The organism is Corynebacterium sp. AOP40-9SA-29 (genome assembly GCF_052377405.1).
GTDB lineage: Bacteria > Actinomycetota > Actinomycetes > Mycobacteriales > Mycobacteriaceae > Corynebacterium.
Map to the genome: position 1 here is coordinate 949,532 of NZ_JBQSWR010000001.1, position 25,896 is coordinate 975,427.

At 68.8% G+C, this 25,896-nt stretch carries 17 protein-coding genes and 1 tRNA gene; 8 read left to right on the top strand and 10 right to left on the bottom strand.

Going from position 1 to position 25,896, the window contains the following annotated elements; translation table 11 throughout:
- Positions 1-27: 27 nt before the first annotated feature.
- Positions 28-1,335 carry an aminotransferase class V-fold PLP-dependent enzyme gene (locus tag ACT3SZ_RS04435; protein WP_444616987.1) on the top strand — a complete coding sequence of 436 codons (1,308 nt, stop codon included), beginning with the start codon at positions 28-30 and terminating at the stop codon, positions 1,333-1,335.
- Here the strand turns inward: ACT3SZ_RS04435 and ACT3SZ_RS04440 are convergent.
- On the bottom strand, positions 1,332-2,318 hold the full coding sequence (locus ACT3SZ_RS04440) for an NAD(P)H-quinone oxidoreductase (RefSeq protein WP_444617056.1): 987 nt from the start codon (positions 2,316-2,318) through the stop codon (positions 1,332-1,334). The two genes, ACT3SZ_RS04435 and ACT3SZ_RS04440, sit on opposite strands and share 4 nt — an antisense overlap.
- A 120-nt stretch (positions 2,319-2,438) precedes the next feature.
- On the opposite strand from ACT3SZ_RS04440, the gene ACT3SZ_RS04445 reads away from it, so the two are divergent.
- Positions 2,439-2,526: transfer RNA gene (locus tag ACT3SZ_RS04445), tRNA-Ser, on the top strand.
- Between the two features lie 166 nt (positions 2,527-2,692).
- Positions 2,693-4,201, top strand: a complete 1,509-nt coding sequence (locus ACT3SZ_RS04450) for a GntP family permease (RefSeq protein WP_444616988.1) — start codon at positions 2,693-2,695, stop codon at positions 4,199-4,201.
- 25 nt (positions 4,202-4,226) lie between these two features.
- Here the strand turns inward: ACT3SZ_RS04450 and ACT3SZ_RS04455 are convergent, their stop codons facing one another.
- Positions 4,227-4,829 carry a L,D-transpeptidase gene (locus ACT3SZ_RS04455; protein WP_444616989.1) on the bottom strand — a complete coding sequence of 201 codons (603 nt, stop codon included), beginning with the start codon at positions 4,827-4,829 and terminating at the stop codon, positions 4,227-4,229.
- 78 nt (positions 4,830-4,907) lie between these two features.
- Positions 4,908-5,675 (bottom strand): hypothetical protein, encoded by a 768-nt coding sequence (locus tag ACT3SZ_RS04460; RefSeq protein ID WP_444616990.1) that lies wholly within the window; start codon positions 5,673-5,675, stop codon positions 4,908-4,910.
- A gap of 441 nt (positions 5,676-6,116) precedes the next feature.
- Between ACT3SZ_RS04460 and gltB the strand changes: the two genes are divergently transcribed.
- The 5 genes from gltB to ACT3SZ_RS04485 all read left to right on the top strand — a co-directional run bounded on the left by gltB (position 6,117) and on the right by ACT3SZ_RS04485 (position 14,522).
- A complete protein-coding gene (gene gltB, locus ACT3SZ_RS04465; RefSeq protein WP_444617058.1) occupies positions 6,117-10,709 on the top strand; it encodes a glutamate synthase large subunit in 4,593 nt (1,530 codons plus the stop codon).
- Positions 10,709-12,286, top strand: a complete 1,578-nt coding sequence (locus tag ACT3SZ_RS04470) for a glutamate synthase subunit beta (protein WP_444616991.1) — start codon at positions 10,709-10,711, stop codon at positions 12,284-12,286. Before gltB ends, ACT3SZ_RS04470 begins: the two co-directional genes overlap by 1 nt.
- Before the next feature lie 57 nt (positions 12,287-12,343).
- Entirely contained in the window at positions 12,344-13,030 is a 687-nt protein-coding gene (locus ACT3SZ_RS04475) for a LysE family translocator (RefSeq protein ID WP_444616992.1), read from the top strand.
- A gap of 320 nt (positions 13,031-13,350) precedes the next feature.
- Positions 13,351-13,704: an RNA-binding S4 domain-containing protein gene (locus ACT3SZ_RS04480; RefSeq protein WP_444616993.1), complete on the top strand. Its 354-nt coding sequence runs from the start codon at positions 13,351-13,353 to the stop codon at positions 13,702-13,704.
- The gene (locus ACT3SZ_RS04485) at positions 13,704-14,522 is read left to right on the top strand and encodes a VOC family protein (RefSeq protein WP_301442265.1); all 819 of its coding nucleotides are present in this window, start codon (positions 13,704-13,706) and stop codon (positions 14,520-14,522) included. The genes ACT3SZ_RS04480 and ACT3SZ_RS04485 overlap by 1 nt, the downstream gene beginning before the upstream one ends.
- A 75-nt stretch (positions 14,523-14,597) precedes the next feature.
- Here the strand turns inward: ACT3SZ_RS04485 and ACT3SZ_RS04490 are convergent, their stop codons facing one another.
- From ACT3SZ_RS04490 to ACT3SZ_RS04520, 7 genes are all read right to left on the bottom strand, one after another.
- A complete protein-coding gene (locus ACT3SZ_RS04490) occupies positions 14,598-16,265 on the bottom strand; it encodes a glycoside hydrolase family 25 protein (RefSeq protein ID WP_444616995.1) in 1,668 nt (555 codons plus the stop codon).
- 234 nt (positions 16,266-16,499) lie between these two features.
- Positions 16,500-16,997, bottom strand: coding sequence for a hypothetical protein (locus tag ACT3SZ_RS04495; protein WP_444616996.1), 498 nt, complete (start codon positions 16,995-16,997; stop codon positions 16,500-16,502).
- Between the two features lie 81 nt (positions 16,998-17,078).
- Positions 17,079-18,293: a PrsW family intramembrane metalloprotease gene (locus ACT3SZ_RS04500; protein WP_444616997.1), complete on the bottom strand. Its 1,215-nt coding sequence runs from the start codon at positions 18,291-18,293 to the stop codon at positions 17,079-17,081.
- Positions 18,283-19,188: a hypothetical protein gene (locus ACT3SZ_RS04505; protein WP_444616998.1), complete on the bottom strand. Its 906-nt coding sequence runs from the start codon at positions 19,186-19,188 to the stop codon at positions 18,283-18,285. The genes ACT3SZ_RS04500 and ACT3SZ_RS04505 overlap by 11 nt, the downstream gene beginning before the upstream one ends.
- A gap of 10 nt (positions 19,189-19,198) precedes the next feature.
- Positions 19,199-21,277, bottom strand: a complete 2,079-nt coding sequence (locus tag ACT3SZ_RS04510; RefSeq protein WP_444616999.1) for a M13 family metallopeptidase — start codon at positions 21,275-21,277, stop codon at positions 19,199-19,201.
- 26 nt (positions 21,278-21,303) lie between these two features.
- Entirely contained in the window at positions 21,304-22,257 is a 954-nt protein-coding gene (locus ACT3SZ_RS04515) for a hypothetical protein (protein WP_444617001.1), read from the bottom strand.
- A 148-nt stretch (positions 22,258-22,405) separates the two neighbouring features.
- The gene (locus ACT3SZ_RS04520; protein WP_444617003.1) at positions 22,406-25,858 is read right to left on the bottom strand and encodes an arabinosyltransferase domain-containing protein; all 3,453 of its coding nucleotides are present in this window, start codon (positions 25,856-25,858) and stop codon (positions 22,406-22,408) included.
- Positions 25,859-25,896: the final 38 nt, after the last annotated feature.

Consider the following 25,896-nt stretch of genomic DNA (forward strand, 5'->3'; position numbering starts at 1 on the left):
GCGAGATGCGGAAAGGGGCAGTCGGAAGTGTTCGACATCGCGAGGGTGCGAGGCCTCTACGAATCCCTGTCGGAGGGCTGGACCTACCTCAATGCAGGACGGCGCGCGCAGGTGCCGGAGAAGGTCAGTTCGGCCGTCTCACGGGCGTTCCGTGCGTCCCCGTTGCAGGGGCAGGACGGTGGCCCGCGCGGCGACCGGTATGTGTCGGCGGCCCGCGAGGCCGTCGCCGACCTTGTTGGCGCGTCCCCCGAGTGCGTGGTGCTGGGGCCTAGCCGCGCCACCCTGCTCAGTATCTTGGCCACGGCCGTGCCGGCGAAGCTGCGCATGGGCCGCGAGGTCGTGCTCAGCCGGGTGGACGAGCCGTCCAATATCACCCCGTGGAAACTCGCCGCGGACCTCTACGGTGCTTCGGTGCGGTGGGCGGAGGCCGACCTGACCACCGGCGCGCTGCCGGCCTGGCAGTTCACCAGCCTCATCAGCCTGGACACCTCCATCGTCGCGGTACCGGCAGCGAACGCCCACCTGGGTACCGTCACCGATGTGCGCGCGATCGCCGACATCATGCGGGCGAAGTCGCGGGCATGGCTCGTCGTGGACGCGGGTGCTTATGCGCCGTACCGTCTGATCGACATGGACGAGTGGGACGCGGACGTCGTCGCCCTCGACCTCGCCCCGCTCGGCGGCCCGGAGGTCGGTGCCCTTGTCTTCCGTGACCCCGCGCTGCTGGCGGAGCTGCACCTGGTGGAGCTGCGCCGTGGACGCCACGCCGCGCCGGATGCGCAGGAGCTCACCGCCCGCCGCGTCGCCGAACTTGAGCGGGACGGCAACGCCCCCGGCATGTTCGGCGGCGTCCCCGCCGCGGTGGACCACCTCGCCGGAATGGACGAGGAGGCCACCGGCCCGCGTCGCGAACGTCTGCGCACGTCCCTGCAGTCCACCGAGGACTATCTCGGACGGCTCGCCGGCTACCTCGTCGACGGGTTGCGGGACCTGGAGAACGTGCATGTGGTGGGCGTGGACGGGGAGATCGACGTCGATACCGAGCACGACCACAACAGCTGGGGCTCGGTCCCGGACGACAGTGGCCGCCACTTCGGCCCGGTCGACCGCCTGCCGCGGGTGAGTTTCCTGGTCCAGGGCATCGAGGCGTCCACGGTGGGTGAGCGGCTGCTCAGCAACGGAGTGGTTGCACAGACCGTCGGTCTGGAGGAGAGCGCCCTGTTCGACCAGATGGGCGTGGCGGAAATGGGCGGCGCGGTCTGCGTGGCCCTGGCCCCCCACAACACGCAGATGGACATCGACCACCTCGTCCGGGTGATCGGCGGGATCGTCTAGTCGGTCACCTCGAGGATCGCCTTGCCGGTGATCCGGCCGTCCAAGAGCTGCTGGTGGGCGTGGGCGGCGTCCTGCACCGAGAAGACCCGGTCCACGTGGTGGCTGATCCGCCCGTCCTCCAGCATCGGCCAGACGTTCTTCACCGTGTCCGCCACCACGCGCGCCTTGTCCTCGCGGTCACGGTAGCGCAGCCCGGTGGCGGAAATATTGCCGCGCTTGGCGAGCAGCTTGCCGATGTTGAGCTCGCCCTTCACCCCGCCCTGCATGCCGATGATCACCAGGTGACCATCCGGTGCCAGCGCGGAGATATTGCCGTCCAGGTACTTCGCGCCGATGATGTCGAGAACCACGTCCGCGCCACCAAGTTCCTTGATGACCTTGACGAAGTCTTCTTCGCGGTAGTTGATCAGCACGTCCGCGCCATAGCGACGGCACACGTCCAGTTTCTCGGAACTGCCCGCGGTGACTGCGACTCGCACACCCAGGGCATGTGCCATCTGGATGGCGAAGATGCCGATACCGCCGCCACCGCCGTGGATGAGCAGGGTATCGCCTTCGTGCAGGCGCGCGGTCATCATCAGGTTCGACCAGACGGTGCAGGCCGCCTCGATCACGCTGGCGGTCTCGGCGAGGCCGAAGCCGTCCGGCACCGGCACGAGCTGGCCCACCGGGACGACCGTGTACTGCGCGTATCCGCCGCCGGAGAGTAAAGCGCCGACCTCGTCACCCTCCCGGTAGGGGGTTCCGTCCGGACGCTCGCAGCCATTCGGGTCGACGATGATGCCCGCGGCCTCGAGCCCCATGATCTCCGACACCCCCTTCGGCGGCGGGTAGTTGCCCTTGGCCTGGAGGGTATCGGCACGGTTCAGCCCGGCGGCGGTGACCTGCAGCAACACCTCGCCGTCCTGCGGGGTGGGGATGTGGGTGTCCTGCCAGTGCAGGGCCTGGGGGTCGTCGGGGTCAGTCTGGATGATGGCCTTCATGTTCCCGTTCATGGCCGCCAGCCTAGTCATCCTGCGGCTACGAGGGGCGGACACCGACAGGAGGGTCGCGGTGGGTTAGAATCAGGACGCGCCGGACGCACTACGTGTGCGCACGGTCAGGGAGACGTGGCAGAGCGGCCGAATGCACTGGTCTTGAAAACCAGCGACGAGCGATCGTCCAGGGGTTCAAATCCCCTCGTCTCCGCCAACGTGATTGGGGTGCCCGCGGGAGGGGCGCGGCGGGGGCTGCTCTGTGGCTGTCGCTGGACGCAAGGGGTTTGTAACACCAACCTAAACACTCGTGTAGGTTCGGCGGGGTCCCTCACACGCCAGCCCCTCGGCGGGCGGTGATCACATATCGACCGGAAGTCACGATGCCCCCTACGCAACAGTCGGCACCGCGCCCGTCCTCCTCGCAGAAGACGGGCCCCACACCCGGCCCCACGACGGGAGCGTCCTTCGGGATCGGCCTCGTCCTCATCGCCCTCGGGCTCCTCGCCGTCGCGCTGGTCCCGAAACCCGAGAACTACGGCTCCGGCCTGCTGCTGACCATCGCCGCAGCTGCCGTGGCCGTCCTACTCCTGCTCATCATGAAGATGAAGCTGCACCCGGTGATCGCGCTGGTGCTGGTGAGCCTCGGAACCGCCCTGGCCACCGGCATCACCATGACCGAGGTGCTCGACGTCCTGCTCGACGGCTTCGGCAGCACCCTCGGCGAGGTCGGGCTGCTGCTCGCCTTCGGCGTGATGTTCGCCCGGCTCTTCGAGACCAGCGGCGGAGCCGCGGCCCTGTCTTCGGCGATGATCGGCCGCCTGGGGGAGAAGCGTGCCCCCTTCGCCCTGGGTGTCGCCTCGCTGATGTTCGGGTTCCCCATCTTCTTCGATGCCGCCTTCATGGTGATGCTGCCGATCCTGCTGGCCACTGCACGCCGCCTCGGCGGCAGCGTCCTGATCTACGTGCTCCCCGCCGCCGCGGCGCTGTCCACCATGCACGTCCTGCTGCCGCCGCACCCGGGGGTCGTCGCGGCCACGGTGCTGCTCGGCGCGGACGTCGGCCTGGTGGTCCTCGTCGGCCTCGTCGTCGCGATCCCCTCCTGGTACATCTCCGGTTACCTCTACGGCATGTGGATCGGCAAGCGGATCGAGCTGCCCGTCCCCGAGCTCGTGACCGGCGGGCCGCAGGTCGACGATGTCGAACCGCCGCGCGTCCGGGTGCTGGTCGGCCTGCTCGCCCTGCCCCTGGTACTGATCTTCATGAACACCCTGGTCACCACGTTGGGACGCACGGACACGATCAATCCGGACGCCACCTGGGCCGCCGGCCTGGTCCTGCTCGGATCCACGCCGATTGCCCTGCTGATCACCGTGCTCGTCTCCTGCTGGGTCATTGGTGTCCGCAGGGGCAATGCCCCCGAGGTGATCGAGGACATGCTCGACAATGCCCTCAAACCCATCGCCCCGGTCATGTTGATCACCGGTGCCGGCGGCATGTTCGGCGGCGTCCTGCTCGCCAGCGGCATCGGCGACGCGCTCTCCGGGACGCTGCAGGACACCGGCCTGCCGCTCGTCGCCGCGGTATTCGTCGTCGCCGCGATCGTCCGCGTCGCGCTCGGCACGGCGACGGTGGCGATCACCACGGCCGCGGGCCTGCTGGGCGCCTCGGTGGCGGCGGCCGGGCTGAGTCCGCTGCAGACCGCGGCGCTGACCATCGTGCTCGCCGGCGGGTCCTCCGTCCTGTCCCACGTCAACGACGCCAGCTTCTGGCTCATCGGCCGACTGCTGGGCATGAGTGTGCCGCAGACGTTCAAGACCTGGACGGTCATCAAGACCCTCATCGGCTGCGTCGCCGCTGCACTCGGAACTGTGATCTACCTGATCGCCTAGACGGACGGAGGCAGACGAGCCAGCGTCAGGCGACCACGTCCACGACATCGCCGACCTGCAGGGAGTTGAAGAAGGCGACGGCGTCGTCGTGCAGCAGGTGGATGCAGCCGTGGGAGAGCACGCCCGGATCGCCCTCGTGGAAGGCGATGCCGATGTCACTGGGGTACGTCGACCCGGCGGAGAAGAACACCGAGAACGGCATCGGGGCGTTGTAGGGGGTCGACCACCAGTCGGCATCCTTGCGGGTGACCTGCGTGGTACCGACCGGAGTCTCGAAGCCGGCGCGCCCGGTGCTCGCCGCGACGGGGCCACGGGTGATGGTGCCCGCGCCGTCCTGCAGCCAGGCGGTCTGGTCGCCCAGGCTGATGCAGGCCTTGGCCTCCACGGCACACGGGGCGTTCACGGGTGCAGGGGACGGCGCGGGGGACGGCGCAGGTGCCGGCGCAGGTACAGGCGCGGGATCCGGAGCGGGCGTCGATCCGTCCGGCAGCAGGTCGGACGCCCAGGACGGCAGTTGGGGGAGGTCCGGCATCTGGAATGCCGGCGCGGCGTTCGCTGGGGCGGCGAAGCTGAAGGCCAGGGCAGCGGTGCCGGCGAACAACGACAGGACTCGACCGATTCTCTTCATCGGACGCACCTCCGTAAAGATAGTTTGTACCTGAAACGTGTTCGGTCAACCTTAGCTCCCCTACGTAGTGCGGCGCAGCTACTCCAGCACGGTGACCTGCTCCACGGCCGGCAGGCGCAGCAGTTCGCCGCCGACGCGCTCCACGACCAGCTCCGCGCCCACCGTGGCGGAAACCAGTCGTGACCAGCGCACCTTGTCGCGGTGTACTTCGCGCCGGGAGACATCGAAGATCCACAACGAGCGGTCGACCAGCACGGTCGTTCCGGCGAACTCGTCGCCGGCGAGTCGCAGCAGGTATACGTGCCCGTCCAGCCGGTCGTGGGTGAGTCCGTCCAGGTTGGGGGCATCGGTGGGGGAGGAGACTGCCGGGCTCAGGACGCTGATCCGGGTGACAAGGCCGAAGCGGTGCACGGTGCCGTCGGCGTCCAGCACGCTCAGCGGTTGGCCGGTCGCGCAGCGGCGAATGCCGCCGTGGCGCCACACCGTCGGCTGTGGCGCGTCGCGCGCATCCCGCGCCGAGCCGTCCAGCGCCGTAGCGTCCTGCGCACGGCCGGTACGCCCGGCACGGGCCGGACGCACCGCCGCCCACCAGGGGTCGAGGGTGATGCGGTGGTGCGGGTTCTCGGTCTCCACGAGGTAGCGGCCCGGTGCCTCGGCGGTGAGGCGGGACGGGCGCTCGGCGACCAGGGCGTCCAGCACGTCGCTGACCTCCTCGTCGGAGGAGTTCCAGCCGATGCCGCGGGACTCCAGCACGCCGTAAAGCTGCGGCAGCGTGAGGTCGGGTTGCCGCTCCCATGCCTGCGAGAGGGTCTCTAGGACGCGGGGAATTCTCAGGGGGTCCTTCACCTCTCCCATGGTAACGGCGCGACAGTGTACGCATGCGGCCGGTCCGGCGGCGCGTTTCAGGCACGTTGCGGTGACCGCCGGGCATATACAGCGAAGAAATCGCGATGTAACTGGCCTGTAACAAACATCCCGAATTGTGAGATTAGGGTCCGCGCCAAGTGGGAATACGCTGCTGTATCGATATGCCGCCCTGCGGGGGATAAGATACAAAGACAACCACAGATCGAGACGGACACCGGCACGACGAAAAAATGTGTACTGCATCACATTTCGCCGAGTGCACCAGCGGCTCTAAGCCAAGCCTAATTTTGTGTCGCCTGCGCAGGTCCGTATCAGTAGGGCAAACGCACCCATACCGAGGAAGGGCCACCACCCCAGGCCACCGGCGAAACGCACTGCCCGACCCGACGACCGGAGGATGACCACCCCGTGAACAACCAGCTGAAGAACTACCCGGCGCCCCAGGGGCTCTACAACCCCGCCCACGAACACGACGCGTGTGGCGTCGCCTTCGTCGCCGACATGCACGGACGCGCCACCCACGACATCGTCGAGAAGGGCATCCAGGCGCTGGTCAACCTCGACCACCGTGGTGCCGCCGGTGCCGAGAAGAACACCGGCGACGGCGCGGGCATCCTCATGCAGGTCCCGGACCGCTTCTACCGCGAGGTGCTGGCCGAGCAGGGTATCGACCTGCCCGCACCCGGCGCCTACGCCACCGGCATCGCCTTCCTCCCCGCCGCCCGCATGGCCGCGTTGGACGCGATGCGCGCCGTGGAGTCCATCATCGCCGAGGAGGACCTCACCCTCCTGGCCTGGCGCGAGGTCCCCGTCGACGACTCCGCGCTGGGCGCGATGGCGCGCGACGCCGAGCCGATCTTCTACCAACTGTTCATCTCCGGGCAGGACGCCGAGGGCAATGAGCTCTCGGGCATCGACCTGGACCGCCGCGTGTGGTTCGTGCGCAAGCGCGCCGAGCGCGAACTCGGTTCCAAGGGCCCCGGCGAGGGCCCCGGTGCCGACACGGTCTACTTCCCGTCGCTGTCCTCGCGCACCATCGTGTTCAAGGGCATGCTGACCACCCCGCAGCTGCGCGACTTCTACCCTGACCTGCAGGATGAGCGTGTCGAGTCGGCGCTGGCGGTCGTGCACTCCCGCTTCTCCACCAACACCTTCCCCTCCTGGCCGCTGGCGCACCCCTACCGGCTGCTCGCGCACAACGGCGAGATCAACACCGTGCGCGGCAACGAGAACTGGATGCGCGCCCGCGAGTCCCAGATCCGCTCGGAGGCCCTCGGTGACATCGAGCGCATCCTGCCGGTCTGCGACCCCTCCGGCTCGGATACCGGACGTTTCGACGAGGCCCTGGAACTGCTCCACCTCGCCGGACGCTCACTGCCGCACGCGGTGATGATGATGGTCCCGCAGGCGTGGGAGCGTAACCCCGCCGTGGACCCGGACGTGCGCGCCTTCTACGAGTACCACTCCTCGCTGATGGAGGCGTGGGACGGCCCGGCGGCGCTGGTCTTCACCGACGGCACCGTCATCGGCTCCGTGCTCGACCGCAACGGCCTGCGTCCCGGACGCATCTGGGTCACGAAGGACGGCCTGGTCATCGGCGGTTCCGAGGCCGGCCTGCTGCCCGTTCCCCCGGAGGACATCGTGCAGCGTCGCCGCGTGGAGCCCGGCCGCATGTTCCTGGTCGACACCGCCGAGGGACGCATCATCCCCGACGACGAGATCAAGACCCGCCTCGCCGACAAGCCCTACCGTCAGTGGGTCGACGACAACATCGTGCGCTTCGCCGACCTGCCCCCGGTCGAGTACGAGGCGATGAGCCACGAGCGCGTCGTCCTGCGCCAGCGCGTCTTCGGCATGACTGAGGAGGACGTCGACGTCCTGATCCAGCCGCTCGCCGTCACCGGCGGCGAGCAGCTCGGCTCCATGGGCACCGATACGCCCATCGCGGCGCTGTCGGATCGTCCCCGCATGCTCTTCGACTTCTTCGCGCAGCGTTTCGCGCAGGTCACGAACCCGCCGCTGGACTCCATCCGCGAGAAGATGGTGACCAGCATGTTCACCCAGCTGGGACGCCAGGTCGACGTCACCACCGAGGTGCCCGAGGCCGCGCACCGCATCCACCTGGAGACCCCGGTCCTGCTGAACTCCACCCTGGCCACCCTGCGCCAGGCCGGCGACCACGAGGGTTTCGGCGACTTCCGCTCCGCGGTGATCTCCGGGCTCTACCCGGTCGCCCACGGCGGCCGCGGCATGCGCCAGGCCATCGAACGCATCCGCCGCGAGACCTCGCGGGCCATTGAGGACGGCGCGACGCTGATCATCCTCTCCGACCGCGAGTCCGACGAGCGCATGGCGCCCATCCCGTCCCTGCTGCTCACCAGCGCGGTGCACCAGCACCTCGTCGCCGAGCGCACCCGCACGCAGGCCTCGCTGATCATCGAGTCCGGTGACGCCCGCGAGGTCCACCACCTGGCGATGCTGATCACCTTCGGCGCCGACGCGATCAACCCCTACCTTGCCTTCGAGACCATCGACGAACTCTTCAAGCGCGGTCAGCTCGGCTCGCTGAGCGCCGACGAGGGCTGCCGGAACTTCATCGAGGGCGCGACCGCCAGCGTGCAGAAGATCATGTCGAAGATGGGCATCGCCACCGTGGCATCCTACCGCGGCGCGCAGCTCGCCGACGTCACCGGCCTGCACCAGAACCTGCTCGACGACTACTTCGAGGGCTGCAACAGCCCGATCTCCGGCATCGGCCTCGACGAGGTCGCCGCCGACGTCGCCGTGCGTCACCGTTTCGCCTTCCTGCCGCGTCCGGAGGAGGCCGCCCACCGCGAGCTCGAGATCGGCGGCGAGTACAAGTGGCGCCGCGAGGGTGAGTACCACCTGTTCAACCCGGAGACCGTGTTCAAGCTGCAGCACGCCACCCGTACCGGGGCGTACCGCATCTTCAAGGAGTACTCCGAGAAGGTCGACAACCAGGCCAAGCGCCTGGCCACGCTGCGCGGCCTGTTCGAGATGCACAGCGACCGCCCGTCCATCCCCGTCGACGAGGTCGAGCCGGTCTCCGCCATCGTCCAGCGTTTCTCCACCGGCGCGATGAGCTACGGCTCGATCTCCGCCGAGGCGCACGAGACCCTGGCCATCGCCATGAACCGCCTCAAGGGCATGTCGAACTCCGGTGAGGGCGGCGAGGACCCGGGACGCTTCGAACCCGAGGCGGACGGCACCTGGCGCCGCTCGGCGATCAAGCAGGTGGCGTCCGGCCGTTTCGGCGTGACCAGCCACTACCTGAACAACTGCACCGACATCCAGATCAAGATGGCGCAGGGCGCGAAGCCCGGCGAGGGCGGCCAGCTGCCCCCGCACAAGGTGTACCCCTGGATCGCCGAGGTGCGCGTCACGACCCCGGGCGTGGGCCTGATCTCCCCGCCGCCGCACCACGACATCTACTCCATCGAGGATCTCGCCCAGCTGATCCACGACCTGAAGAACGCCAACCCGGACGCCCGCATCCACGTCAAGCTCGTCGCCGAGCAGGGCGTCGGCACCGTCGCCGCGGGTGTGTCGAAGGCACACGCGGACGTCGTCCTGATCTCCGGGCACGACGGCGGCACCGGTGCGTCCCCCCTGAACTCGCTGAAGCACGCCGGCGGCCCGTGGGAGCTCGGCCTGGCCGAGACCCAGCAGACCCTGCTGATGAACGGTCTGCGTGACCGCATCACCGTGCAGTGCGACGGCCAGATGAAGACCGGACGCGACGTCATCATCGCCGCCCTGCTGGGCGCCGAGGAGTTCGGTTTCGCCACCGCACCCCTGGTCGTCGAGGGCTGCATCATGATGCGCGTCTGCCACCTGGACACCTGCCCCGTCGGCGTGGCCACCCAGAACCCCGACCTGCGCAAGAAGTTCACCGGCCAGGCCGAGCACGTGGTCAACTTCTTCACCTTCATCGCCCAGGAGGTCCGCGAGTACCTCGCCGAACTCGGCTTCCGCACCCTGGAGGAGGCCGTGGGCCACTCCGAGTGCCTGCGCTCCGGCGCTGTTGATCCGAGCCACAAGACCGCCGGGTCGCTGGACCTCTCGCCGATCTTCGCCCGCCCGGACAGCCCGTACATGCACCAGGACCTGTACAAGACCAAGCAGCAGGACCACAGCCTGGACGGCGCCCTGGACAACCGCATCCGCGAGGACGCCGAGGAGACCATCCGACGCGCCGCCGCCGGTGAGGGCACCACCATCGAGCTGGCGTACCCGATCACCAACGTCAACCGCTCCGTGGGCACCATGACCGGCTCGCTGATCAGCCGCGTCGCCGGACGCGAGGGACTGCCCGAGAGCACCGTGAACCTCACGTTCACCGGCTCGGCCGGCAACTCCTTCGGCGCCTTCGTGCCCCGCGGCATGACGCTGACCCTCGTCGGCGACGCCAACGACTACGTCGCCAAGGGTCTCTCCGGCGGCACCATCGCGATCCGTCCCAACGGCCGCGACGGCGCAGTCGGAGAGCACCAGATCATCGCCGGCAACGTCCTGGGCTTCGGCGGCGTCTCCGGTGAGATGTTCATCCGCGGCGCCGTCGGCGAACGCTTCTGCGTGCGTAACTCCGGCGTCACCGCCGTGGTCGAGGGCATGGGCAACCACGGTTGCGAGTACATGACCGGCGGCCGGGTCATCAACCTCGGCCCCATCGGCGAGAACTTCGGCGCCGGCATGTCCGGCGGCATCGCCTACCTCATGGACGACGGCACCGGCGTGGAAGGCATGTCGAAGCACATCAACCCGGGTCTCGTGGACGTGGAGGCCGTCGCCGAGGACGAGCTCGACTGGCTCGTCGACACCATCGAGCGCCACCGGCGCCTCACCGGATCCACCGTGGACGTGGACCCCCGGTCACTGATCAAGGTCATGCCGCGCGACTACCGCCGCGTCCTGCAGACCATCGAACAGGCCCGCGACGCAGGCCTGGACGCGGACGGCATCGCCGCCGCCATCATGGAGGGAGTCAAGTAATGGCTGATCCGCACGGTTTCATGAAGTTTCCCCGCGAAGAGGCGGCTCACCGCCCCGTCCCGCTGCGCCTGATGGACTGGAAGGAGGTCTACGAACCCTTCGCCGACTCGAAGGTGCAGACCCAGGCATCCCGCTGCATGGACTGCGGCATCCCCTTCTGCCACGACGGCTGCCCCCTCGGCAACATCATCCCCGAGTGGAATGACCTGGTCCGCCAGGGCCGGTGGAAGGAGGCGTACGACCGCCTGCACGCCACCAACAACTTCCCCGAGTTCACCGGACGCATCTGCCCCGCCCCCTGTGAGGGCGCCTGCGTGCTCGGCATCGAGGGCATCGGCGACGGTGCCGGCGTCGGTGACCCCGTCGCGATCAAGACCGTGGAACTGCAGATCGTGGAGCACGCCTTCGAGGAGGGCTGGGTGCGCCCGGTCAAGGCCAGCTTCTCCACCGGGCAGTCTGTCGCCGTCGTGGGCTCCGGGCCCGCCGGCCTGGCCGCCGCCCAGCAGCTCACCCGCGCCGGCCACGACGTGACCGTCTTCGAGCGCGACGACCGCATCGGCGGCCTGCTGCGCTACGGTGTCCCGGACTACAAGCTCGAGAACCGCTGGATCGACCGCCGTCTGGTCCAGATGGAGGCCGAGGGCACCACGTTCCGCACCGGTGTCTCGCCGTCCACCACCGACCTCGCCGGCTTCGACGCCGTGGTCATGGCCGTCGGCGCCACCGTCCCGCGCGACGTCTCCCTGCCCGGACGCAACCTCGACGGCGTCCACCAGGCCATGGAGTACCTCCCGATGGCCAACCGTGTGGTCGCCGGCGACATCGACACCCCCGAGATCGACGCCAAGGGCAAGCACGTCGTGATCATCGGCGGCGGCGACACCGGCACCGACTGCTTCGGTACCGCGCTGCGCCAGGGCGCGGCCTCCGTCCGGCAGTTCGACTACCACCCCGCCCCGGACCCCTACCGCGCCGAGGATAACCCGTGGCCGGTGTGGCCGAAGATCTGGCGTGTGGCGTCCGCCCACGAGGAGGGCGAGTACCACATCAGCGGCGACGAATCCGCCGACGAGATCGTGGCCCTCGGCCTCGCCGAGCGCGAGGTCGGCACCCCGCTGGGCAAGCGCGAGCACCGCATCAACACCGTGGAGCTCACCGGCGAGGACGGACGGGTCACCGGCCTGCGCGCCGCCACCTGCGACCGCACCGCCGAGGGCACCGTCAACCTGCCCGGCACCGAGGTTGACATGGACGCCGACCTCGTCCTGCTCGCCGTCGGCTTCACCTCCGTGGACACCAAGGGCATCATCTCCGAGCTCGGCCTGCCCGTCGACGGCCGCGGACGCCTGAAGCGCGACGACAACTACCGCACCTGGTGGGCGGAGTCCTCCGCCGTGCGCGACACCGGGTTCGACGCACCGGTGTTCGCCACCGGTGACGCCGGACGCGGTGCCTCCCTGATCGTCTGGGCGATCTCCGAAGGACGCGCCTGCGCCGCCGCCGTGGACCGCGCGCTGATGGGCGAGAGCGCCCTGCCGCGCCCCGTCGCGCCGTCCGACATGCCGCTGGGCGTGTAGTCCGGACCCCGGGGGCGGGGCCGGTCCCGTCTTCGTCCCCGGGTAGATTTACTCCCCATGACCGGCGGCGCACTTCTCAGCATTCTCGTTGCGTGGCTGCTCGCCATCGCGTCGCCCGGGCCCGACCTCGTGCAGATCCTGCGCCTCGGTGCCGTCCGACGTAACGGCGTGGCCTGCGCCCTCGGCATCATGAGCGGCAACACCCTGTGGATCCTCGCCAGCATGGTCGGCCTGTCCGCCCTGGTGGACGCCTTCCCCTGGGTGCTGACGGTCCTGTTCCTCGTCGGCGGCGGATTCCTGCTGTGGATGGGGCAGGGGGCTCTGCGTGGTGGTCTGGCCGAACGACGCTCCGCTGGGACCGCCGTGCCTGCCGGTGGCGGTTCCGATGGGACTGGTGCGGGTACCGCGCTGGCCACGCAGGTGTCCACCGCTACCGCGTGGCGGCTCGGACTGATGACGAACCTGGCGAACCCGAAGGCGCTGGTGTTCTTCGGCGCTGTGTTCGCCGGCTTCGTGCCGCCGGACACAGGGTGGGGGATGCGCCTGGTCGTCCTGCTGATGATGCTCGTTACCGGGGTGGCCTGGTTCGTCCTCGTCGCCGTGATGGTGTCGGTGCCCGCGCTGTCGAGACGCCTGCAAGCCGCTGGTCCGTGGATCGACATCGTCGCTGGTGCGGTCTTCCTCCTCCTCGGAGTGATCCTGGTCGGCGAAGGCGTAGTGGAGACCCTGGCGCTGCTGCGCTAACCGTCCCCTGCGCTCCTGGCTGTCACATGCAGCCGGATCACCCTTCCAGGTAGCCATTCGGCCCGAAACCCTTCCTGGGAGGGCGACTATTTTGATCCGCGAGGTCGCCACAGGGAATGTTGGCAGGTCGTAGCGCACCACTTCCCGCCCACCTCCCACACCTCACGCCCACCTCCCACACCTCACGCAGCCAGAAACCACCATGAGCACCGTCCGTGACCTCGCTGAAAGTCCCAGCGCACACCCCGTCCCGCTCCGGTATGAAAAGGATATTCCGGCTGGACTTCCCACGCACCGCGCGGAGTCGTAGGATGGTCGGCATGCCTGAGCGAGAAGAGCACAAGGTACCGGCGCAGGACGTCTCCGTCCGCGGTGACGACATCCGGCTCGGCCAGTTCATCAAACTGGCGAACCTGGTCGATTCCGGCGGCGCGGCCAAGGAGGTCATCGCCGCTGGTCGGGTGACGGTCAACGGCGAGGCCGACACCCGCCGCGGACGTCATCTGCGTTCCGGGGATGAGGTGGCTGTCCTTGACGAGGATGCCACCCCGGTCGCCGCCGCACGCGTCGTCACCCAGGGTGACGGTGCAGACGGTGCCAGTGACGATGACGACTACTTCGACGAAGCAACTGCCGATGACGATTTCGACCCCGACAAGTGGAGGAACCTCTGATGCCCGCTCTCGTAGCGGAGCCAGGAATGCCGATCTGGATCGACCTGGCTACCACTGACCTGGAGAAGGCGAAGACCTTCTACACCGAGCTCCTGCACTGGGAGTTCGACACGCAGTGCGACGGCTACCTCGTCGCCAAGAAGAACGGCATGCCTGTCGCCGGCCTCGGTGAGGTCCCGGACGACAAGTCGTCGTTGTGGGGCATGCTGCTGTACGCCCCGGACATCGACACCGTGCACGATGAAGCGGTGAAGGCGGGCGCGACGAGCGTGCTGTCCCCGCGCAATGTGGGACGTCGCGGTCGCATGGCCGTGATCGTCGACCCGTCGGGTGCGACGGTGGGGCTCAAGCAGCCGTCCGGCGACGAGCCGTTCTTCGCTGCCGGTGAGCCGGGCACCCCGGTGTGGCACGAGCTGCTCGTCGGCGAGCAGTTCGATGCGACGATGAAGTTCTACCACGACCTCGCAGGCTGGGACATTCGTCAGCACAGCGACACGGACAAGTTCCGCTACGCCACCGGCGAGTACAACGGTGCCCCGCTGTGCGGCATGTGGGACACCAGCGAGCTGGACGAGAACCCGTCGATGTGGACCCTGTACCTGGGCTGCGTGGACGTGGACGCGGCGGCGAAGAAGGTCAAGAAGCTGGGCGGCAAGCTGGTCCGCGCCCCGTGGAACTCCGAGCTGGGTCGGCTGTGCACCCTCGTCGACCCGACGGGTGCGCTGGTGAACCTCTGCGAGATCGCCGAGCCGACGCCGGAGAGCCTCGAGGACATCCACGAGCCCGACATCATGGCCCCGGGCGCGCCTCAGCCCTGAGGCATACAAAAAACGCCCTGACCGGTCACCGGTCAGGGCGTTATTTGTATGTGTGTCTCTCCCCGCGGCGGGGGTCTACAGTTGCGCGGCGAGCATGGGGGCGGCGCCGACGGGGTCGATGCCGGCCTCGTCCAGCGCCTGCATCGCACCGGCCGGGTCCGAGGCGAAGCGGGACGCGGTCTCGTGGTCAACGCCGAGGCGTTCGGCGGCGGCGACGGTCGCAGCCGGGTCGGCGGCGAGCTTGCCGGCGGTCTCGGCGTCCACGCCGGCACCTTCCAGCGCGGCGCGCAGCGCCTCCGGATCAACGTCGAACGCTACGTCGGACGCAGCGGCGTCGGCGTCGGCAGAAGCGTCGGACGCATCGGCGGCCGGTGCGTCCTGCGCGGGTGCCGCCGGAGCGGACTTGACCTGGGCCAGGAGGGCGTCGGTGTCGACGGTGCCGTTGGCGATCTGGGCGGCGTAGTCCGTGGCGCCGAAGGCGGTGAGCAGGCGCAGGATGCTGTCGAGCGAGACGTCGCCGCCGCCGATGAGCTCGGCGAGGCGGGAGATGTCGAAGCCGCCGTCGCCGAGGGGCAGGCCCTGCTCGTCGACGAGGGAGCCGACGAGGTCGCCGACCTGGTTGGCGATGTCGCCACCGTCGGCACCGAGGCCGAGTGCGCCGAGCACCAGTGCGGCGACTGCGGCGACGGGCATGGTCTCCCCGGCGTCGCGCGCCTCGATACCCGAGGACGCCAGGACGGAGCCCAGGCCTTCGCCGAGTCCGGAGTTCGTCGCTGCCTCGAGGACGGCCTCCGGGCCGACGGTGCCGCCGACCAGGCCGAGCAGGTTGACCAGCAGGTCGGTGCTCAGCGGCTGGTCGAGTCCCGGCTCGCCACCGGCGGCCTCCTGGTGCTCGGTGTTATTGGCGTTCTCCGCCTGGCCGAGCGCGGCGTCGGTGATGGGCTTGAGGGCGTCGACGATATTGCCGGCGGCGCTGCCGTCCGACGGGGCGCCGGTGAGGCCCTGGAGCTGCTCGTCGGTGCCGTAGTAGGTGTTCATGTCGACGTTGGTGTAGATGCCGTCGACCTGGCCCTCGGAGGAGTACTGCCAGAAGGTGACCTCGTTCCAGCCGCCGGGGATCTCATTCGGCAGGGTGGGGTTGTAGTAGGCCAGCCACAGCGGGTACTCGGAGAACTCGGTGGTGTTGCCCATGTCGTTGAGCCAGAAGTTCTGGTACGTGTAGATGATCGGTTCGCGGCCGGTCTGGATCTGGATCTCGTCGATCCAGTCGCGGACCCAGTTCTGCAGGTCCTCGGGGGCGAGTCCGCCGGACTCCTCGAGGTCGAGGGTCGGCGGCAGGGACGGCTGGACGCCGGTGGCCAGGGTCGCGGCGTAGTGCTGCGCCTCGGCGCGGGGGTCGGTCTCGCCGGGCTTGGCGTAGTGGTAGCTGCCCGGGGTCACGCCGGCGGCCGACGCCTTGGCGGAGTCGGAGGTGAAGTAGGGGTTGACGTACCCGGTGCCTTCGCTGGCCTTGATGAAGGCGAAGCTCTGGCCGGACGCCGCGACGCTCTGCCAGTCGATGGCGGAGCCGTCGGGGTGCTGGTGGCTCGCGACGTCGACCCCGTCGAGCGCCCAGGTGGGCACGGGGAGGACGTCGGTGGCGACCAGGGCGGCAACCGCTGCGGCTGAACCGAACAGGGTCACTGCGGTGAGTCGGGCGGGGACGGTGGTGCGCGCCGATCGACGCCAGGGGAGAGACAACATGCGCCACACGATACACACGATTCACAACAATCACACTAGTAACACGCGCACCGCGTGTCGGATTTTCCGCAGCTCACCGCGCCTATGGACTTTTCTCAGGGACGCCACAGAGCATGGAAAGAGTCTGGAAAGGCAGTGGCAGCAACGTCAAAGGTCCTCCCCACGCCCGCCCGGGAGTTTCCGGGGACGGGTGCGGGGAGGACCTAGATTCGTGCTGGTGGAAGGTGGAGTTTCCTACAGGTTGGCGGCGAGCACGTTGGCGGCCCAGGCCGGGTCGATGCCGGCGGCGCGTGCCGCACCGAGAGCCTGCTCGGGATTGTTCGCGGCCCACACGGCGGTCTCGCGCGGGATGCCCAGACGCTCGCCGGCGGCGATGGTGGCCTCCGGGTCGGCGAGCAGCTGACCCACCACACCCGGATCCACACCGGCGGCCAGTGCCACGCCGGCGACGCGGCCCGGGTCGTTGATCGTGGCCTTCGTGTCGTCCTGGCCGCCGGTGCTGGCGTTGTTGGTGCCGTCGGAGAGCGACGGGAGGTCAGGCAGGGACGGCAGTGCGGGCAGCGACGGGAGAGTGGACGCGGAGGACGCGGAAGACGCGGTGGCTGCCCCGGCGGTGGGGGCGGCGATTGCGGTGAGCGTCCCGGTGGTGAGGGCGAGCGCGGCAGCGGTCGCGGCGGCGCGGCGGAATCGGGGTCGGTGAGGGGCACGGGTCGTTCTGGAGAGAATGGTCATGGCGCCGATGATAGTCATATCAAGAACGAACACAACTGTTCGGTTCTGCCCGACGGTTCATCTGCCATCCGCACGCTGGGTCTACCGGGGAGGCGGCGGCTGATGCCAGCCCTGCGGTGGGTGCTGCGGCGGATACTGCCGGGGGTATTGCTGGTCAGGCGGCTGTGGCGGGTATTGGGGTGGGTACTGATGTGGGTACTGCTGGGGCGGGAACGGCGGTGGCCCCTGCTGCGGGAACCGCTGCATCGGCTGGCCCGGCACCGGAGGCCCCGCCCCCGGCATCGGCGGCACGAACGGCCGCGGTGCGACGGGGATGCGCTGGTAGATGCTCACCGCTGGATACAGTCCCGCGGCGGCGAGCGGCCGGGCCTCCTTCGTCGAGATCACCACCGCGGTGACGAGCAGTACCGCGCCGACGGTCCAGATGAAGACCATGTTCACGATCTGGGCGGTCAGAGAATCCAGCTGCAGATTCCATCCGGCGTGAACGAGGAAGCCCGCGGCACCGCCGCCGAGCACCCAGCTCAGTCGTCGCGTCCAGGTCAGCCCGGCGGCGTAGACGGCCATGCCGATGCCGAATCCGACCAGCCCGGCGCAGATCCCGTGCAGCAGCGGCCCGGCGACCAGACGGAACAGCCACATCTCCGAGACCCCGGCCAGGTCGGAGCTCGGGTGGTAGAAGCTCAGCATCAGGGCGTAGCCGAAGTTCTCGAAGGCCTCGAAGCCGATGCCGATGAGCACCCCGGCGACGAGCCCGTGCCACGGCCGGTTCCACCAGGCGCGGCCCACGTGCAGCAGCAGCCACACCCCGAGCCCCTTGGAGAGTTCCTCTGGGTAGGCCCCTCCCAGGGAGAGGGCCACCTGGTCGATGTTCCAGCTGAACGACAGGTCGATCAGCCGCTCGCTGATGGCGAATGCGGGCAGCATTGCGCCGGTCATGCCCCACAGCACGGCGGAAGCGGCGAGCAGCCAGGGTGTACCCCGGTAGACGAGCAGGCGGGAGAGCAGGAACCACATCACGGCCGTGAAGATCACGGCATACAGGGCGCCCAAGGCGACCGGTCCGGGCCCGGGGAAGATCATCATGATCAGGGGGTTCAGCGCCGCCACCAGCAGGCCGATCGCGGTGAGGATCAGGAACGTCCACCCGAAGACGTCCCAGGTGGGGCGCAGTTTCGGACGCTGCGTCCGCGGGAAGGAGTCGTGGTGGGCACGCGGGACGTCGACCACGCGCCAGCCCTGCCGCGTGGTGTCGCGGGTCCTGACTCCGGGACCGTTGTTGCCGTTATGCTGCACGGATCTCCCCCAGGAGTTGCTCGGCGGCGATCGCGACGACATCGGGGTCGTCGCCGGTCACCGTGACGGTGTAAAAGACCCGCTCGGGGCCGTCCATCAGGAAGGACGCCGCGGCAGTGTGCAACCCGCCGCCGCTGCTGCCACTGCCGTCGCTGCCGCCGCCGTACTGCACGGGGCGGGTGTCCGGCGAGGCGGGTTCCCGGAAACCGTCGCCGAAATCGTCGAAGAAGCCGTCGGGGTCATTCAGCGGGGTGGGCTGCAGTTCGATCACCGGAGTGGTCAGAACTTCGGTGGTGCGCGCGGCGAGTGTGGGGTGCAGCAGGTCGGCGGCGTCGGAGTCGGCGACGGTGCTGAACGTAGCGCCGGACATGTCGCCGTAGAAGATGGCGCGCAGGGACCGCCGGGCGGCCTGCGTGGTGTCCCCGTCCTCCTCACCGATCCCGTTCATGGACATGATGTCGAGGTCGACGTAGTTGCCGAACCGGTCGGCGCACTCGGCCTCCAGGGCGCCGGGCAATAACGCGTCACCGGTCGGGTAGCACTGCGAGTCCAGAGCCGTGAGGTCGAGCGGGTCGTAGTCCCAGGACAGGAGGCTGTCGCCGGCGGCCTCGGTGAGCGGATACGGTTCGCTGCTCGGCGAGGAGTTCATCGGTATGGCGTACGGGAGGACGAGCGCGACCAGCACCACGCCGACGAGGATGAACCAGCGCGCGGTGCGGTGCCCGCCGACGGCCGCGGGACGGAAACGTCCGTCCGGATCGGCGTTCGGCGGGAGAGAAGGAGACCCAGAAGGAGACCCAGTAAAAGGCCCAGAAAAAGACCCAGAAACAGGGCCGGGTGCTGGACGCCCCCACCCGTCCGCCCCCGGGTCCGGGGTGATCGGTGCTACCGGCATTCTCAGGAGATTACCAGATCGTCACGCGCTGCTCCTCGGTTATCCACATGCCGTTGTCGGCGGTCACGTCGAAGGCCTCGTAGAACTCCGCGACGTTGGACGCCACCACATTGCAGCGGAACTCGCCGGGGGAGTGCGGGTCGATGGCCACGTACTGCGCGGCCATCTGCGGGCGGATCGCGGTGCGCCACACGGTGGCCCACTGCAGGAAAAAGCGCTGCAGGACGCTGAACTCGCCGTCCAGCCCCTCGACCGGTGCGGCCGGTGCGGAGTCCACGGTCTCGCCGCGCTCGGCGAGCCACTTCTTCAGTGCGACCACGGCGATGCCGAGGCCGCCGAGGTCGCCGATGTTCTCGCCGAGGGTGAAGGAGCCGTTGACCTTGTGGTCGGTCTGACCGCGCTGCGCCAGGCCGGTGGGCACCAGGCCGTCGTACTGGGTGACGAGCCGGTCGGTCAGTTCGGTGAAGGCCGCGCGGTCGTCCTCGGTCCACCAGGAGTTCAGGTTGCCTTCGCCGTCGTACTTGGAGCCCTGGTCGTCGAAGCCGTGGCCGATCTCGTGGCCGATGACCGCGCCGATGGCACCGAAGTTGGCGGCCATGTCGGCGGTGTCACGGTCGGCGTCGAAGAACGGCGGACGCAGGATCGCCGCGGGGAAGGTGATGTCGTTGCGCACCGGATTGTAGAAGGCGTTGACCGTCTGCGGGGTGGTGAACCACAGGTCGCCGTCGCTGGGCTTGCCGAGTTTGGCGACCTCGAACTCGTGGTTGAAGTCGGAGGCGGCACGGTAGTTGGCCAGCAGGTTCTCGCCGCGTCCGGCGTGCTCGCCGAGATCCAGCCCGGAGAAGTCACGCCAGGTATCGGGGTAGCCCACGCGGGCGCGGAAGGTGCCGAGCTTCTCCAGGGCACGTTCGCGGGTCTGCGGGGTCATCCACGACAGTTCGCTGATCCGGTCACGGTAGGCGGCGAGCAGGTAGTCCACCAGTTCGCCCATGAGCTCCTTGTACTCGGGCGGGAAGTGCTCGGCCACGAACTCCTGGCCGACCTCTTCGCCCACAGCCCCCTCGACCATCATCACGGCGCGCTTCCAACGGTCGCGCTGCTCGGTGGAGCCGGAGAGCGTGCGCCCGTAGAAGTCGAAGTTGGCCTCGGAGAACTCGCGCGGCAGTTTGCCGGCACGCGCGGTGAGCACCCGCCAGTACGCCCACAACTTCCATTCGTCGAGGTCGCGGCCGTTGGCCGCGCCGGGCGCCAGGGAGGCGACGTGCTCCAGGTAGGACGGCTGGCTCACGATCACCTCCGGCGCAACGTCGGTGGTGATGCCGACGCCGTCGAGCCAGGCGGCGAAGGGGAAGCCGGACGGCAGAGCGTCCTGCGCGGTGGGGTTGTGCGTCTTTTCCGCGTCGCGGGACGCCACGGTGTCCCAGTGGCCCGCGGCCAGCGCGGTCTCGAAGGACATCAGCGCATCGGCGGCGGTGGACGCATCGGCGTCGGCGAACCGGCCCGGCAGCGGCTGCCCGCCGGTGGCCTCCACCAGGCTCAGGAATCGCTCGATGAACGCCCGGTACTCGGTGCGGACCTCGGCGTGCTGCTCCTCGCGGTAGTAGGCCTCGTCCGGCAGGCCGAGACCGGTCTGCACCAGGTAGGCAACCTCCAGGCCGCTGCCGCCGGCGTCCTTCTCCGTCCAGAATCCGACGACGCCGCCAACGCCGTGCCGGTCGAGCTGCGCGAGCGCGGCGACGAGTTGGTCAAGGTCCGCTGCATCCCGCACCGGATCGAGATCCGGGGACAGGACGGACAGGCCGGCCTGCTCGATGCCATGCTCACCGTCCTCGTCCATGTAGGAGCTGAACAATGCGCCGATGCGCGTGGACGGATCCGCGCCCTCCACGATCGCCTTCACGTCCAGTTCGGCGCGGTCGCGCAGTTCGTGGAACTTGCCGTCCACGGCGCGGTCCGCCGGAATCTCGTGGGACGCCAACCACGCGCCGTTGACGTAGCGGTAGAGGTCGTCCGCCGGCGCGGGTACGGTGCCGGCGGAACGTTCGGTGATGTTGTCGGGGATCTCAGTCGTGTCAGTCGCATCTGTCATGGCCACCACTGTAGGCATCCGTCAGATCAGTTGCGGATGGAACGTCCACACCCCCGGGTCACGGTAGTGCGGAATCCCCGACCACCTGCGGTTCGCCCGTCTGACGACGATATCGCGCACCTGGGCGACGATCCTGGAATCCACCCCGCCGGGACCGAGCAGAAGTCGGTGTAGCGCAGCACCAGCCACCCCCACTGCGCCGCCGCGTTCGCCTTCCACCGGTCGCGGATGAAACCGCGGGTATCCGCTAAGTCCGTGACCGCGTGGTAGTGGAAACTGTCGATCTCGATGAGTACGCGGGCCTCCGGGATTACGATGTCGAAGCGGTACTGCCCGATGAGGCCATTGACCTGCACCGTCACCGGCAGCCCGGCCACCGCCTTGCGCACCAGGCGCACGGCCTGCTTCTCCAGCTTGCTGGCCGTGCCCGTCGTCAGACCGTCCAGCAACGCCGCGGCGTGGGCCTTGCCCGGAGTCAGCACGGTGAGGTCGGCGGCGAGGACGTCATTGCCCTTCGCACCGTCGTACATCCTGGTCAGGAACCGTCGCAGCTCCTCGTCGGTGGACGTCGGAGTGCGCGACGCCCGGACGTCCACCGCCGCCTGCAGCGGGGTGGTTACCGCGACGCCGTGGCAGCTGCGGTGGCGCTCGGTGTCCTTCCTGTCGCGGGATCGCAGCAGTAGACGATCCCGCGTGCCGGCGCGTCCGGTGGACGGCACCAGGCCGCGGGCAGGCCACAGCATCGGACGCTCATCGTAGAGGAACAGAGCGGTCGGCCCGGTGTAGACCATCTCCGGTACCAGGTGCGACAACGCCTGCAGCGCCGTCAGGTCGTCCGGCGGCGAGGAGGTGTACACCCCTCTGCTGAGCCGGTGCAGTTCTCCGCGCCGGACGGCGGCCCGGATCTTCCCCTCGGTGTAGCCGGCTGCCGCGAGTTCTGCGGTCAGCCAGAACGGCCGTGATGACAGTGATTCCCCCATGATCTATCCCCTCCGGCCATCATCGTAGCCACTCGGCAGGGGCCCGAGACAGACAACGACGGTTTCTGTCTGCCGCCGGGGACGAAGTGAGCACTTCGCCCTCGGGGCCGGACAGAAACCGTCGTTGTGTGTCTGGCGTGGCCGCCGCCTAACTCAAGCGCATCGGCCCCGGCGACCACAGACCCGAACGGTTCTCGGTCTCGATGTCGAGATCCACCGACTTCGGCTCTTCACCGGTACTTGACGGGAACTGGGTGAGCTTGGTGACCACGCCCCAGTCGCGCTGCCAGTCGTTGTCGAGGTAGGTCGACATCTCGGTGCCACGGGTACTCATCTGGACCAGGCCGCCGGCACCGCCGCCGTAGTAGTCCATGACCGGTGCATGGGCCTTCTTGGCGTCGTGCTCCGGGGAGATCTGGTACTCCGGCACCTCGGCCACGCCGGCGTAGTGGCTGAACGGACGCTGCGCCGGGAACTGCAGCGGCACGGACCAGTCGAGCAGCGTCGGCGCGTCGCCGATGACGTCGTCCAGCGGTGCCAGGGTGGGCACGCGCGGTGGGGTGAAGGCCAGCCACTGGTCCGGCGTGACGTTCATGTCCGCGGCCTGGATGCGCACCACGTCGGCGTCCTCCGGGATCTGATCCATCGGGAAGCGCAGGTTGCGCCACTGCGGTGCGGTACCGATGTCCAGCGGCTCCAGCTCGCCCATGACCTCGAAGTCATCGGAGCTGCTGCCGTCGCCGCTGCTGCGGCCGTACTCCAGCTTCAGCTGCTGGCCGTACTGGCGCACACCGTTCATGTCCAGGTGGGAGATCTCGCCGGCGGCGGAGACGATCAGCAGCGGGGAGTCCTCGCTGCGTTCCGGCAGGGAGTACCAGGATGTGGTGGTCTCGGCCTGCAGCTGCAGCCCGTCGGTGTAGGAGCCGACGACCGGGACCTGGGTGCGGTCGATGTCGAAGGGCAGCTGGGCGTAGGAGCCGTTGGCGCCCTCCAGGGAGTTCAGCCCGCCGCCGGGGCCGGTGTCGGTGACGTCCTCGTCGTCCTCGTCGGAGCCGTAGGCATTGGTGTCCACGGCGGAGGTCTGCGGTGAGGAGCCGGACTCGGAGCCGGAGCTCTCCTCGATGCGGTTGGGGATGTTGTTCTCCCCGAAGCCGCGGGAGTCCTCGCTGGTGAGGGAGTCGGCGAAATCGGTGCCGTCGGCGGTACCGAGGAAGGAGTCGTTGGTATTGGACTCCACCAGGGCGTCGCCGGCCAGGCCGCTGGTGTTGCCGGCCAGTGCCGTCAGGTTGCCCTTGCCGATGGAGTACGCCGGCCACTGGGAGATGAAGCCCTTGCCCAGCGAGGCGAGGTTGAACACCACGACCAGGATGGTGAGGACGGCGATCGGGGCTGCGGCGACGCCGGCGAAGCGCTGCGCCTGGGCGGCTTCGCGGCGGTCGACCTCCTTGAGCTCGGCGTCGGTGCTGGCATTGGCTTCGCGGATGTCGTTGAGGAAGCCGATGACCACGCCGACGAGCATGACCAGCACGGAGAGCACCATCATGCCGGTGGAGATCTCGAAGCCGGCGATCTGGATGGACTTGTCGTACCAGGGCACGCCGAAGCTGGCGATGTACCACCAGCCGTTGGTGCCGGCGAGGGTAAAGGCGAACAGCAGCAGGCAGGCGCCGAGGAAGACGATTCGGTTGCGCGCCGAGCGCATCGCCATGGTGGACGCTGCGACGGCGGCCAGCGCCGCCAGGCCGGCGGCGATGCCGGCGTAGACCCCGAAGTGGTGCGTCCACTTGGTGGGGGTGAAGGTCATGAAGAACATGGTGCCGACGACGACGAGGGTCAGACGCAGCGCCGGGCCGTGGGCGGTGCCGGGGACGCGGCGGTTGCGCAGCATCGAGGCGACGACGACGGCCAGGCACAGCAGCATCATCAGGACGCAGAAGCGGCGGGGGAACGAGCCGTCCACCGTCTGCTTCAGCAGTTCGGTGTAGCGCTGCGGTTCCTCGTACCAGGACAACGACGGGCCGACGGGGCCGCGCACACCGATGGACTCCATGACGGTGCTCAGCGTCTGGTCACCGAACACGCAGATCAGCACGGCGGTGCCGGCGCCCAGGAACGGGGCGATCTGGGCGAAGACCGCCCAGGTGACGGACTTCTTTGAGCTGCCGCGTCCCGCGTTGAGCAGCGGCAGGCGACGGATCACGATGCGGATCAGCCCGGACAGGGCGACGAGGATCGAGGCGACGGCCATGAGGCCGGTCGGCCCGGCCGCCAGCGACAGGGACGCGACGATGACGCCGATCGCGGCGGGCAGGAGGCGTCCGGTGGCGATGGCGCGCTCCATGCAGACCCAGGTCAGCAGGGCGCCGAGGGCGATGACGGGCTCGGGACGCAGACCGTTGTTGTAGGTCATGGCGAAGACGAGGAACATACCGGCGGCGGTCCAGTGGGCCACCTTGCGCTGGGAGATCTTGGCGCCCAGACGGGGAAGCACCTCGCGCGAGAGCAGCATCCAGGTCAGGAAGCTGGCGATCAGCACGGGCAGACGCATCCACACCGAGACGGTGGAGACGTGCGTCATCAACGCCAGCAGATCGTAGTAGGGGGCACCGAAGGGCGACTCCGGCACACCGAACCACCGGTAGTAGTTCGCCATGTAGCCGGACTCCTGGCTGGCCCGGGCCATGGTCAGCAGGTAGCCGTCGTCGGCGGTGTTGGCGCCGATGAAGTACCAGACCACGAGCACGCCGCCGACCACGGCGTCGAGCCAGCGCGGGCGCCACCAGTTGGCGGGCAGGAACCGACGACGGGTGCGGGTGCGTCCGTCGAGGATGTCCATGCGGTGCAGCGCCCAGAGGGAGACGACCATGAACAGGACGCCGAGGACCATCGCGGCGATCTTGATGCCGCTGGCGGTGGAGGTGTACCGCGAGTCGACGGTCACGTCCACCTGCAGGCCGGCGTCGATCGCGGCCTGGGCGTTCTCCGGGCTGTCGGTCATCTCGGTGAAGATGCCGGTCAGCATGGGACGGATATCGTCGCCGAAGCCGCCCTCCAGCGGGTTGCCGTCCTCGTCGGTGGCGTCCGGAATCCAGGCGTGCGTGCCCTCGTAGTCGGAGGTGATGCGCAGCTGCGCATCGTCCGGCAGGGCCTCCAGCGTCTCGGTGTCGACCGACAGCGCCACGGAGTTGCGCACGACCACGTCCAGGCCGTCCGGCGTGGAGCGCACGAACATGCCACGCAGGGTGGCCTCTTCGGCGTTCTCCGGCACGGTGGACAGCACGGTGGTCTGGTTGCCGTTGAGGTCGCGGACCTCGGCCAACGGCAGGGTGATGTCCAGATTCTCCGGGTGGTAGGACATCAGCGGGGCTTCGACGCTGCGCAGGTCACCGCCCTGCGGCCAGGAGAAGCTGGATTGTTCCTGCTTGACCGGCAGCAGGGGGGTCAGGCAGAACAGGACGAGGGCGGCGATACCCGAGAGGACGGCGAGCGCCTTGAGACGGTCCACCGTCGCCGCCGCTGTACGGGCGGGGTTGTCCCCAGGGTTCGTCTCGGGGGCCTGTTCGGACACCTCGTCGGGCGCCTCATGTTCGACTCGTGACATAGCAGCACATGTTACGGCAGGAGTCTGGTGCGGCCTAA

Excerpts from the sequence above, each read along its gene's own strand:
- ACT3SZ_RS04440 (WP_444617056.1), bottom strand. The coding sequence starts at position 2,318 with ATGAAGGCCATCATCCAGACTGACCCCGACGACCCCCAGGCCCTGCAC.
- ACT3SZ_RS04450 (WP_444616988.1), top strand. The coding sequence starts at position 2,693 with ATGCCCCCTACGCAACAGTCGGCACCGCGCCCGTCCTCCTCGCAGAAG.
- ACT3SZ_RS04455 (WP_444616989.1), bottom strand. The coding sequence starts at position 4,829 with ATGAAGAGAATCGGTCGAGTCCTGTCGTTGTTCGCCGGCACCGCTGCC.
- ACT3SZ_RS04470 (WP_444616991.1), top strand. The coding sequence starts at position 10,709 with ATGGCTGATCCGCACGGTTTCATGAAGTTTCCCCGCGAAGAGGCGGCT.
- ACT3SZ_RS04475 (WP_444616992.1), top strand. The coding sequence starts at position 12,344 with ATGACCGGCGGCGCACTTCTCAGCATTCTCGTTGCGTGGCTGCTCGCC.
- ACT3SZ_RS04480 (WP_444616993.1), top strand. The coding sequence starts at position 13,351 with ATGCCTGAGCGAGAAGAGCACAAGGTACCGGCGCAGGACGTCTCCGTC.
- ACT3SZ_RS04485 (WP_301442265.1), top strand. The coding sequence starts at position 13,704 with ATGCCCGCTCTCGTAGCGGAGCCAGGAATGCCGATCTGGATCGACCTG.
- ACT3SZ_RS04490 (WP_444616995.1), bottom strand. The coding sequence starts at position 16,265 with ATGTTGTCTCTCCCCTGGCGTCGATCGGCGCGCACCACCGTCCCCGCC.
- ACT3SZ_RS04495 (WP_444616996.1), bottom strand. The coding sequence starts at position 16,997 with ATGACCATTCTCTCCAGAACGACCCGTGCCCCTCACCGACCCCGATTC.
- ACT3SZ_RS04505 (WP_444616998.1), bottom strand. The coding sequence starts at position 19,188 with ATGCCGGTAGCACCGATCACCCCGGACCCGGGGGCGGACGGGTGGGGG.
- ACT3SZ_RS04510 (WP_444616999.1), bottom strand. The coding sequence starts at position 21,277 with ATGACAGATGCGACTGACACGACTGAGATCCCCGACAACATCACCGAA.
- ACT3SZ_RS04515 (WP_444617001.1), bottom strand. The coding sequence starts at position 22,257 with ATGGGGGAATCACTGTCATCACGGCCGTTCTGGCTGACCGCAGAACTC.
- ACT3SZ_RS04520 (WP_444617003.1), bottom strand. The coding sequence starts at position 25,858 with ATGTCACGAGTCGAACATGAGGCGCCCGACGAGGTGTCCGAACAGGCC.